Source organism: Thalassorhabdomicrobium marinisediminis, from assembly GCF_003072065.1.
Classification (GTDB): Bacteria; Pseudomonadota; Alphaproteobacteria; order Rhodobacterales; family Rhodobacteraceae; genus Octadecabacter; species Octadecabacter marinisediminis.
The window spans coordinates 433,134-443,970 of the sequence record NZ_QCYG01000002.1 but is presented as its reverse complement, the minus strand read 5'-3'; the positions used below and the strand labels follow the sequence as shown (position 1 = coordinate 443,970).

Annotated in this window: 12 protein-coding genes; 5 read left to right on the top strand and 7 right to left on the bottom strand. The window is 64.8% G+C overall.

The window, feature by feature from the left end; genetic code table 11:
- Positions 1-303, top strand: a 303-nt coding sequence (locus tag DC363_RS17035) for a hypothetical protein (RefSeq protein ID WP_206749369.1), incomplete at its 5' end; no start/stop codon positions are given.
- A 182-nt stretch (positions 304-485) separates the two neighbouring features.
- Here DC363_RS17035 and DC363_RS04530 read toward each other — a convergent pair.
- The 3 genes from DC363_RS04530 to msrP are packed head-to-tail and all read right to left on the bottom strand — an operon-like array spanning position 486 to position 3,214.
- Entirely contained in the window at positions 486-1,679 is a 1,194-nt protein-coding gene (locus DC363_RS04530) for an MFS transporter (RefSeq protein WP_108639932.1), read from the bottom strand.
- Positions 1,680-1,691: 12 nt separating this feature from the next.
- A complete protein-coding gene (gene msrQ / locus DC363_RS04525) occupies positions 1,692-2,309 on the bottom strand; it encodes a protein-methionine-sulfoxide reductase heme-binding subunit MsrQ (RefSeq protein WP_108639931.1) in 618 nt (205 codons plus the stop codon).
- Positions 2,309-3,214 carry a protein-methionine-sulfoxide reductase catalytic subunit MsrP gene (gene msrP / locus DC363_RS04520; protein WP_108639930.1) on the bottom strand — a complete coding sequence of 302 codons (906 nt, stop codon included), beginning with the start codon at positions 3,212-3,214 and terminating at the stop codon, positions 2,309-2,311. Before msrP ends, msrQ begins: the two co-directional genes overlap by 1 nt.
- Positions 3,215-3,499: 285 nt before the next feature.
- Here msrP and DC363_RS04515 point away from each other — a divergent pair, with 285 nt between their 5' ends.
- Positions 3,500-4,360, top strand: coding sequence for an MBL fold metallo-hydrolase (locus DC363_RS04515; protein WP_108639957.1), 861 nt, complete (start codon positions 3,500-3,502; stop codon positions 4,358-4,360).
- A 300-nt stretch (positions 4,361-4,660) separates the two neighbouring features.
- On the opposite strand, the gene clpB is transcribed toward DC363_RS04515, so the two are convergent.
- Positions 4,661-7,279: an ATP-dependent chaperone ClpB gene (clpB, locus tag DC363_RS04510; RefSeq protein ID WP_108639929.1), complete on the bottom strand. Its 2,619-nt coding sequence runs from the start codon at positions 7,277-7,279 to the stop codon at positions 4,661-4,663.
- 146 nt (positions 7,280-7,425) lie between these two features.
- Complete coding sequence (locus tag DC363_RS04505; RefSeq protein ID WP_108639928.1) at positions 7,426-8,040, bottom strand: hypothetical protein; 615 nt, start codon at positions 8,038-8,040, stop codon at positions 7,426-7,428.
- A gap of 118 nt (positions 8,041-8,158) precedes the next feature.
- On the opposite strand from DC363_RS04505, the gene pyrF reads away from it, so the two are divergent.
- The 3 genes from pyrF to DC363_RS04490 all read left to right on the top strand — a co-directional run bounded on the left by pyrF (position 8,159) and on the right by DC363_RS04490 (position 9,473).
- A complete protein-coding gene (gene pyrF, locus DC363_RS04500) occupies positions 8,159-8,875 on the top strand; it encodes an orotidine-5'-phosphate decarboxylase (RefSeq protein ID WP_108639927.1) in 717 nt (238 codons plus the stop codon).
- A gap of 187 nt (positions 8,876-9,062) precedes the next feature.
- Positions 9,063-9,245: a hypothetical protein gene (locus DC363_RS04495; RefSeq protein ID WP_108639926.1), complete on the top strand. Its 183-nt coding sequence runs from the start codon at positions 9,063-9,065 to the stop codon at positions 9,243-9,245.
- Positions 9,246-9,260: 15 nt separating this feature from the next.
- Complete coding sequence (locus DC363_RS04490) at positions 9,261-9,473, top strand: orotidine 5'-phosphate decarboxylase (protein WP_108639925.1); 213 nt, start codon at positions 9,261-9,263, stop codon at positions 9,471-9,473.
- Between the two features lie 119 nt (positions 9,474-9,592).
- On the opposite strand, the gene DC363_RS04485 is transcribed toward DC363_RS04490, so the two are convergent.
- Both DC363_RS04485 and DC363_RS04480 read right to left on the bottom strand, forming a co-directional pair.
- Positions 9,593-9,868, bottom strand: coding sequence for an NfeD family protein (locus tag DC363_RS04485; RefSeq protein WP_108639924.1), 276 nt, complete (start codon positions 9,866-9,868; stop codon positions 9,593-9,595).
- A gap of 1 nt (position 9,869) precedes the next feature.
- Positions 9,870-10,763: an SPFH domain-containing protein gene (locus DC363_RS04480; RefSeq protein ID WP_108639923.1), complete on the bottom strand. Its 894-nt coding sequence runs from the start codon at positions 10,761-10,763 to the stop codon at positions 9,870-9,872.
- Positions 10,764-10,837 lie beyond the last annotated feature (74 nt).

The following is a 10,837-nucleotide window of genomic DNA, read 5'->3' as shown; positions in this document are numbered from 1 at the left end:
ACTTACCGGCGCGCCCCGCCTCAACTACCTCAAATTTTCGTCCCGCTTCCCAAACCCTTGTCTGCGTCTCCGCTTCCATCCGGTCCGTTCCGCGTCCAGCGCTGCGTGTCTGCGTTGCTGATGAAGGGGGTTCTAAGGTTACTCACCGATGCCCGCAACCCCTTTTTTCACGAAAATCGACTTTCTTTGGTTTTTCCCGAAATTTCCGTGTTTTCAGGGGTTTATAGACTGAAAGCTGCGTTGGACCTTGGGTCATTTGGAACTTTGTTGCGCATGCATTGGAGTCTTTTGTCGGTTGGATGAACTTATCCACAGACTCGCCGCCCGCGCGGCCGGCTTTCGGGGCCTCTGAGGGGGCAGTTCGAGGGTGATTTGCAGCGAGTCACCCCGATTCACCCCGGCGCTTCGCCGTTTCACCGGCGAGTCGCATCGCCCCTGCCCCGACTCGTTCTTCGATTCCCGCCCCAAGCGCGGGACCCGTCCAGTCAAAGCGGCGCTTCGCTCACCGGAGCCGCCGCGCCGCCGGTGCCGCGGGGCTTGCGCGTCGGAAACACGCCGGTCAACACCAGTGACAAGAACAGGCCCGGTGCCAGCGCCATGAGGGCGAAGCGCAATCCGACCGCTTCCGACAGGAACCCGATCAGCGGCGGCCCGATCAACAGGCCGGAAATCGCGATCATCGACATGGTGGCGATGTTCTGCGCCTCGTGAGCGTCGTCCAGCGCGGCCGCCGCCGACACGCCCAGCGGAAAGGCGATCGACGCGCCCAGCCCGATCAGCGCGAAGCCCGCGAAGACGAACGGCAGCGCCATCGGCCCCGTCAGGGACAAAAGCCCGAGCAACGCCAACCCCACGGTGAGCCGCGCGGCCCCCCGCGCGCCCATGCGCCGTTTCAGCCCGTCGCCCATAAACCGCCCCGCCGCGAGGAAGCCGGAAAAGATCGTCACCGCGATCCCGGCCTCATCCGCGCCGCTGCCCCAGCGGTCCGCCAGATAGATCGCGGCCCAGTCCGACATCGCCCCTTCGACCAAGGACACGGCGAGCACGAAGATCGAGATGACGAACAGCGCGCGTGGCATCTGCGACAGGCGTTGCGGGCGCGGCGCGGGGCCTTCGTCCTGTCCCAGCAGACGCGGCAGGCGCGGCGCGGCAAACATCCCCGCCAGCGCCGAGATTGCGCCCACGGTGAGCACCGCCAGAACCGGCCCCGCGCCAAACAGCAGCGTCGCCAGAAAAGACCCGACGCTCACCCCCAGCGCCCAGAACCCGTGGCACCGCGACATGACCATCACGTCGGCGGCCTTCTCGAGCCGGCCGGCATAGGTGTTCAGCGACACTTGTAGAAAGGCGACCACGACGCCGATCACCGCAAGGCTCGCAAAAAGCGCCGGAAGGTTGGGCGCGAAGAGCGGCAGCAGCATCACCGCTGCTTGCACCGGCAACATATAGAAGAAGGCCCGCCGCGGGCCGAGCCGCGCCACGATGCGGCTTGCAACCTGCAAGGTGGGGATCAGCGCCAGTGGCATCCCCAGCAACGCAAGGGCCAGCTGCGATTTGCTCAGCTCAAGGGTGGTTTTCACGTGGGGGATCATGGCCAGCCATGCGCCGAACACCGTCGGCTGCAAGAAGAAGAGGGCCATGATAAAAAGCGTCGCGCGTCGGGTGCTTAAAGTGTCCATGGGCGGACGCTATCAACCGCCCGCGCGAACACCAGAGGTTTTTTGCAAGGGCCGCGCGCGCAGCGCCAACAGGCCGAGGATCACGGCAAGGTAGATCAGCGGCTCCGCCTCCCATACCTTCTGCACCATGATGAAATGCGCGGCCCCCAGCAGGGCGATGGCATAGACCGCCTTGTGCATCTTGCGCCAAGCGGCACCGCCCATCTTGCGGATGCTCAGGTTGTTGGAGGTCACGGCGAGCGGGATCATCAGCACGAAGGCCACCATGCCGATGGTGATATAGGGCCGCTTAAGGATGTCCGCCCACATCTGGCCCCAACGCAGGGACATGTCGAGCCCGACCCAGATGCCCAGATGCACGACGACGTAGACAAAGGACAGCACCCCCAGCGTGCGGCGGAACTTGATCAGGTTCACCCCGGCGAACCGCCGCAGGGGCGTGATGCACAGCCCCGCAATGATGAGTTGCAGGGTCCACAGGCCCATCTCGCGCTCAAGGGCGGTGATCGGCTCAACCCCCAGCCCGCCGGTCGCGGCGCGATAGAACAGATAGGGGATCGGCAGCAGGCCCAGCACGAAGACCGCCCATGTCGGGACCTTGCGCGCAGCACGGTTGAGCGCGTCGATCATCAATACGCCACCGACAGATCCATGCCCTCATAAAGCGGCGCCACTTCGGGGTAGCCGTTGAACATCAGCGTGTCCTGCCGCGACGAAAACAGCCCGCCGCCGATCACCCGTTCGGAGGCCTGCGACCAGCGCGGATGATCCACGTTCGGGTTCACGTTGCTGTAAAAGCCATATTCGCGCGCGTTGAGCCGGTTCCAGGTGGTGGGCGGCATCTCGTCCGTCAGGGTGATCCGCACGATCGACTTGATCGACTTGAAGCCGTATTTCCACGGCACCACCAGCCGCAGGGGCGCGCCGTTCTGGTTGGCCAGAGGCTCGCCATAAAGACCCGTCGCCATCAGCGTCAGCGGGTGCATCGCCTCATCCAGACGCAGACCCTCAACGTAAGGAAAATCGAGCACGCGGCGGCGCACGCCGGGCATGACCTCGGGGATCACGGCGGTCTCGAAGGCTATGAACTTCGCCCCCTCTTGCGGTCCGAGTTTTTGCAGCAAGTCGCCGAGCTCGAACCCGTTCCACGGCACCACCATCGACCAGGCCTCAACGCAGCGGAAACGGTAAATGCGGTCTTCGATGGTCATGTCACCGATCAGATCGTCCAGCGCATAGGTGCCCGGATTGTCCACCAGCCCGTCCACGGTGACCTGCCACGGGTCGGTCTGCATGGCGCCCGCGTTCTCGGCCGGATCGCCCTTGCCGGTGCCGAATTCGTAGAAATTGTTGTAGCTGCGGATCTCCTCGAGCGTGTTCGGCTCAAGCGGGGCCGATTGCGCCGCCGCCGGGGCCGCGATGCCCCCGGCAAGGCCACCCGCCGCCATGCCCCCCAGCACCGCGCGGCGGTTCAGCCAGAGCGCCTTCGGCGTGATGTCGTTTCGGGTGAGCGTGTTCGTCCAGCGATGGGCCATGAAACCTCCGGTCTTGATGATGGGGTTTATATAGGCCGGCGCGGGGGCCGGTCACGTCACGACCGCTCACATCTGCGGGGGGGAGTGTAACGGTTTCGGGGGGGCCAGTTGGTTGGGGTGGAGGGGGCGCTGCCCCCGGCCTGCGGCCCCCCCGAGGTATTTTTGAACCAAAGAAGGCGGGGGGCGGTTTTTGGTTTACGGGATCGCCTGGGGGTCGCAGACTTGCGGCACTCGACAGGGAGGTTTGCGGATGACGGCAGGTGCCGGAAATTGGAGCGCGGCGCGATGAGTGGCGGGCCGGATGTGTTGACGCTCATGGGCGTCAAGGGCGGGCCCGCGATCCGGCCGGGGTCGCATATGCCCACGTCGAACCTGTTGCAGATGGGCGGCCAGACCGTCTTGATCGATGCGGGGCTTGGCTGCACGCAGGGCATCTGCAAGGCGGGGATACCGCTCACCGGCGTCGATTGCATCGTGATCACCCATCTGCATTCCGATCACTATCTGGAACTTGGCCCCTTCTTTCACACCGCATGGACCGCCGGGCTGACGCGGCCGATCCGGGTTGTCGGGCCGAAAGGGTTGCAGGCCTATTGGGACGGCTTTCTTGCCTCCATGTCCTTCGACATCGACCTGAGGCAAGAGGATGAGGGGCGCTGCCCGCTGGCGTCATTGGCGCAGATCGAAGAGCTGACCGACGCCGCCTTCCGGATCGGCGCGATCGACGTGCAGCCCTTGCGCAACATCCATCCGCCGATCACCGACAGTTTTGCCCTGCGGTTCGACCACGACGGCACCCGCATCGTGATCTCGGGCGACACGGCCTATATGAACACGATGGCCGCCTTCGCGGCGGGCGCGGATATACTGGTGCATGAAGCGATGTTGCCCGCCGGGGTCGAGGCCTTGGTGGCCAAGATGACCAACGGCGACCACCGCCTGCGCGCGCACATCCTGCGCAGCCACACCAGCGCCGAAGACGTGGGCCGCATCGCCCGGGACGCGCAGGTCAAACAGCTTGCGCTGACCCATATGGTTCCCGATGGCGACCCGGCGTTCACCCAGCAGGATTGGGTGGACGCGGTGCGCATACATTACGACGGAGAGCTGCATATCGGCATCGACGGGATGCGGCTGCTGCCTTAGGCGCTGCCTTGCTGCGCCGCTTGCCGCAACACCCGCCGCGCGGTGCGCTCAGACCCGGTTAACTCCGCTGCCCTAGTCTGCTTGGTGGATCCCGTGCGGCCTGACACCCCGCGCGATGCATGGCAAACAGGACGGGGCGCAGGCCCCATCCCATCTCAGCGACCGCGCAGGGTGACGCCTGCGCACCTTCGGGATATGTCCGCATCGGCGGCCGCCAGCCTTGCCACTCTCTATATACCCACGAAAAAGGCCCCCCGGCATCTGCCGAAGGGCCCCTTTGTCGTGCGGTTGTGCTGGTCGTTAGTGAACGACCGCGTCTTCCGGCGTGGGCCGGTTCGACGCGCTGATCCGGTCGCCGACCAGCAGACCATCAGCGCCCGCAGAGACGGTGACCGTGTCCCCGTCGGCTACGTCACCGGCCAGCAACATCTCGGCCAGCGGATCCTGCAGGGCGCGCTGGATCACCCGCTTGAGCGGACGCGCCCCGAACACCGGATCATAGCCTTCATCGGCCAACCACTTGCGCGCGCCTTCGTCGAGGTCGAGCTCGATCTTGCGCCCCGCCAGCCGCTTGAGCAGCCGCGCCAGCTGGATGTCCACGATGCCGTCCATATCGTCACGGGCGAGGCGGTCGAAGATCACTGTTTCGTCCAGACGGTTCAGGAACTCGGGCCGGAAGTGGGCCCGCACCGCATCCATCACGTCGCGTTTCGCGTCCGCTGCGTCCGCCCCTTCGGGCAATTGGCTCAGCGCCTGAGACCCGAGGTTCGAGGTCAGCACGATCAGCGTCTGCTTGAAGTCCACGGTGCGGCCCTGACCATCGGTCAGCACGCCGTCATCGAGAACCTGCAACAGCACATTGAACACGTCCGGGTGCGCCTTCTCGACCTCGTCGAACAGGATCACCTGATAGGGACGCCGGCGCACGGCTTCGGTCAGCACGCCGCCTTCGTCGTAACCGACATAACCCGGAGGCGCACCGATCAGCCGCGCCACCGCGTGCTTCTCCATGAACTCGGACATGTCGATCCGCACCATGGCGTGCTCGTCGTCGAACAGGAACTCGGCCACGGCCTTGGTCAACTCGGTCTTACCGACCCCCGTTGGCCCGAGGAACAAGAACGAGCCCAGGGGCCGCCCTTCGTCGTTCAGACCCGCCCGCGCGCGGCGCACGGCGTTGGCCACAGCTTTCACCGCCGCGTTCTGGCCGATCACCCGCTTGTGCAGGCCCTCTTCCATGCGCAGCAGCTTCTCGCGCTCGCCTTCCAGCATCTTCGCCACCGGCACACCGGTCCAGCGTTCCACGACGCTTGCGATCTGCTCAGGCCGCACGGCTTCCTCCACAAGCGGGCCTTCGGCCTCTTGTGCTTCGGCCTCTCCCAGCTGGCGTTCCAGCTCGGGGATCACGCCGTAGGACAGCTCACCGGCCTTTTGCAGGTTGCCTTCGCGCTTGGCGATGTCCAACTCGGCCCGCGCGCGGTCCAGCTTCTCTTTCAGCTCACGCGCACCTTCCAGCTTGTCGCGTTCGGCCTGCCACTTGGCGGTCATGCTGGCGGATTGCTCCTGCAACTCCGACAACTCGCCTTCGAGCTTCTCAAGCCGGTCTTTCGACGCCTGATCATCCTCAAGCCGCAGGGCTTCCGCTTCGATCTGCAACTGCATGATCTGCCGGTCCAGTGCGTCAAGCTCTTCGGGTTTGCTGTCCACTTCCATGCGCAACCGCGACGCGGCCTCGTCCACGAGGTCGATCGCCTTGTCGGGCAGGAACCGGTCGGTGATGTAGCGGTGCGACAGGGTCGCAGCACTCACCAGCGCCGAGTCGCTGATCCGGACACCGTGGTGAAGTTCATACTTCTCCTTGATGCCGCGCAGGATGCTGATCGTGTCCTCGACCGTGGGTTCCTGCACCACAAGGGGCTGGAACCGGCGGGCCAGAGCCGCGTCCTTTTCCACGTACTTGCGGTATTCGTCCAGCGTCGTGGCACCGATACAGTGCAGCTCACCCCGGGCCAGCGCCGGCTTGATCAGGTTGGCGGCATCCATCGCGCCGTCGCCCTTGCCAGCACCAACCAGCGTGTGCATCTCGTCAATGAACAGGATCACTTCGCCCGCGGCCTCGGTCACTTCGGCCAGAACCGCCTTGAGGCGTTCCTCGAACTCACCGCGATATTTCGCACCGGCGATCAGCGCGCCCATGTCGAGCGACAGCAGGCTCTTGTTGCGCAGGCTTTCAGGCACGTCGCCGTCGATGATGCGCAGGGCCAAGCCTTCGGCGATCGCGGTCTTACCCACACCCGGCTCCCCGATCAACACGGGGTTGTTCTTGGTGCGGCGCGACAGGACCTGCATGGCGCGGCGAATCTCTTCATCGCGGCCGATGATCGGATCGATCTTGCCTTCCCGTGCCCGCGCCGTGAGGTCGAGCGCATATTTCTTCAGTGCGTCATAGCCATCCTCGGCCGAGGCGCTGTCGGCGGTGCGACCCTTGCGGATGTCGTTGATCGCGGCGTTCAGCCCCTGCGGCGTCACCTTACCGGCGTCCAAAGCTTCTTTCGCCTTCGACTTCACCATCGCCAGCGCCATCAACATGCGCTCGACGGGCACGAAGCTGTCGCCCGCTTTCTGAGCCAGCTTCTCGGCCTCGGCCAGAACCTTGCCGGTGGTGCCGTCCATGTAGGTCTGCGCGCCCTCGCCGGTCACGCTGGGGATCTTCGACAAGGCAATATCGACGTTCTGCAACACGCGGGACGCATCCCCGCCCGCTGCATTGATCAGATTGGACGCAAGCCCCTGATCGTCGTCAAGCAATGCCTTGAGCAGATGTTCAGGCGCGAGCCGCTGGTGGCTTTCGCGCATTGCGATGGTCTGTGCGGCCTGAATGAAACCGCGCGACCGCTCGGTGAACTTTTCTAAGTTCATGTGGTCTCTCCTTATATAAGCGCCCCGGTTATGTGCTGCCCGCTCATGCGGCACAGGCTGGGTGGGGCCTTGCACCCCAGATGGGCACGCAAAGGGCCGCGTTCAAGATGGAACGCGGCCCAAAAAGGCAGGATCTTGTGCCGGTGTTACTGGCTTTGCGGCGTCTCGGTGTCGTCTGCTGGCGCGTCTGGATCGGTCAGTGGCACGACGATCCGGGTGGTGTCGCTGTCGCCGGTCTCGGTCGCGGCGTCATCCGCCGGATCTGTGGCCGGAGCCGGGTCATCCGCAGGTGCCTCATCCCCTGGCGTGGCGTCGGTGGTTTCCTCCTCCGCAGGCGCGGTGTCGGCAGGGGTTTCCTCTGCTGGCGCGGCGTCGCCAGTGTCCTGCACACCCTCAGACGGCTCTTCGGTCACCACGGCGCTGTTGTCGTCGGTGTTCTCGAAGGCATCGGTGCCATCCTCGGCGTCATCCACGACGATGACTTCGTCGGGTGCGCCCGCCTCATCTGCGGCAGCCTCCTCCGCGACATCCTCGTCCTCGGCCAGCGCATCGGGGTCCTCCTCGACCACCTCAGTCACATCCTCTTCGGTGTCCCCCTCAAGGATCACAGCCCCCTCATCGGCCACTTCTTGCGTGGTCGGCGCATCCTCGCGCTCGGTGAACATGATCAGCAGCGCGATGATCAACACGGCGCCAACGGCGGTGATCAGAATCATCATGGGGGTGCTGAGTTGCGAACGGTCGGTGCGATGCTGGGCCATGGGAAACGTCCTATTCATTGTGGTCTATACCAAGCTAACCCGTCCATCGGCGCGCAGGTTCCAAACTTGCCCTGCGATGGCTGGCACCGTAGAAGGCCGCAACCCAAGGAGCCCGCCCATGACACCCACCGACGCCCGCCCCTCCGACGACCGCCTCATCGTGGCCCTTGATATGGCCGACGCGCTGCAGGGGCTCGCCATGGCCGAGCGGCTGGGCGACGCGGTGTCGTTCTACAAGATCGGGCTGGGCATGCTCACCGGCGGCGGGCTGGCGCTCGCCAACGAGTTGGCGGACGAGCACGGCAAACGCATTTTCCTCGACATGAAGCTGTTCGACATCGGGGCCACGGTCGAAGCAGCCGTGCGCGGCCTGGCGCGGTTCGGACACGATTTCCTGACGGTCCACGGCGACCCCCACGTGGTGCGCGCCGCGGCCGAGGGCAAGGGCGGCACCGACATGAAGATCCTTGCGGTGACGATCCTCACCTCGCTGGACCGTGACGACCTCGATGCCTCTTGCATGAAGGCGGGCAGCCTGACCGATCTGGTGCAGGAACGCGCCGGGGTTGCGCTGTCCAACGGGGCTGACGGGGTGATCGCCTCACCGCAGGAAGCCGCCCTGATCCGCGCCCTGCCGGAGGCGCGCGGCAAGCTGATCGTCACACCGGGCGTGCGCCCCGCCGGGGCCGATCTGGGCGACCAGAAGCGCGTGACCACACCGGCCGAGGCCATCTCGAACGGGGCGGACCACGTGGTGGTTGGCCGCCCGATCTGGAAAAGCGACGACCCCCGGGCCGCCGCACAGGCCATCTCGGCGGAGTTCCGTACCGGTTAACGGCCCCGATTCTCTCTATGATAGATTGGGGCAAACCGGCCCCCTGGTGCGACTCTCACGCCGGACTCACGATTCTGTGGGACCGGCGTTTTCGATTTTGCAACCCCCTTTTGGAACCAAAAGCAAGCCTGTGTGTTGTGCTGGTATCAGACGCCGACACAAGGCGCTTATTATTGGGGAAGAGCATATGATCACGCTGTCCGACATTCGCTACACCAATCGCCGGTTTGAAGGCGCGGTCGTCCTGCCCAGCCACGACGGGCCGCTGACCTACCGCTGCCGCGTGGACGGCCCGGCCTCCCTCGACCCCATCCATGTCAAAAGCGCGCTGCTGGGCCATGCCCGCCGCCAGCGCATCCGCACAGCCTGAGAAGGACCCGATCCCATGCCAGATATTTCGCTTGGAAACATCCGCTACAATCTCGCCGCCGGCACCTATGAAGCCCGCGTCGACATCGCCAAACAGGGCCGCACCTTCCGCTATCCTTGCGCCGTGCCCGGCCCGCTGGACATGGTCGATGCCGATGTGCGCCGCGGCCTGACCCAACAAGCGCTCACCATGGCGGGCCGCGAAGGGGGCCTTTTCGCCATCCGCTGAGCCACACGGACGTCTGTCACTGCCTCTGTCCGATCTGTCCCTCGGACAAATCTTCCTCGTGTACAGACCAAACTGGCCCCGCCGCATCGCGCGCGGGGCCTTTTTTCTGCCGGTCTTGTTTAATCGTTGATGTCGCGGTCCCAGATCTTCGACTGCCCGCGCCGCACGCCGAACAACTGCCGCATGATGATATAAGCCACCAGCGACAGCACCGCGAAGAACACCAGCGACCAGGCCAGCGACATGCCGGTGCCCACGCCCATCCAGATCATCGCGCCCATGAAGAAGGCACCGACCGCGAAGCCGAAGAAGATCCAGCCCGGCAACACAACCTCGACGATCGCCAGCACCAGCGCCAGCACGATCCAGACCCACCATTCATTGAACCAGTTCATGCTACCCCCGTCCTTTCAACATCCTGAAAGCGTCGCCGAAGCTCTCGACCAGATTGGCCGGCAGGACGACCGTGTTGCTGCCCGACGCGCTGCTGAGCGCATTCACCGCCTCGACCTGTTTCAGCGCCACCTGATACTGCGCCGCCTCCAGCCCGTTCTCGGCGATGGCCACGGCGACGACCTGCGTGGCATAGGCTTCGGCATCCGCCGAGACCCGCCGGGCCTTGGCCGCCTGCTCAGCCGCGTAAAGCTCCGCATCGGCCTGCAGCTCGACCGCCCGCTTCAAACCCTCGGCCTCGGTCACCTGAGCCCGCCGCGCGCGCTCGGCGTTGAGCTGCTGCAACATCGCCGCACGGGTGGCCTCATCAAGGTTCACGTCCAAAATTTCGGCCCGCGTCACCTCGATCCCCCAGTCATCGACCTGCGCGGCCAACTGGTCCTGAATTGCAAGGATCAGCCCGGTGCGGTTCGCCTGCACCTGATCCAGCTCCATCTTGCCGATCTCCGAACGCACGATCCCTGCCACCGTGGTCGAGATCGCCCCATCCACATCGCGGATCCGATAGACGGTCTTTTCCGGCTCTGTGATGCGGTAGAACACGCTTGTCTCGACCTGCACCAACACGTTGTCGCTGGTGATCGCGTCCTGCGCCATGGTGGGCAACTGGCGCTCGAGTATCGAAATCTTGTGCGCCACCCGGTCCAGAAACGGGATGATGAAATTGATCCCCGGCCCCAGCACCGCCCGCAGCCGCCCGAACCGTTCGATCACGAACTTCTCCGACTGCGGCACGATGCGCACGCCGGTGAAAATGGAAATGATGATGAAGGCGGCCAGCAAGAGCAACACAAGGTTGCCGCCGATCAGGTCCGTCAGTGCTTGTTCGAAATCCATGTAACCCTCTGAGGTGAACGGGTTGGGCGTAATTGCCCGCAAGGCCCCCGTTGCGCAGGCCAGTCTAGCGCGGC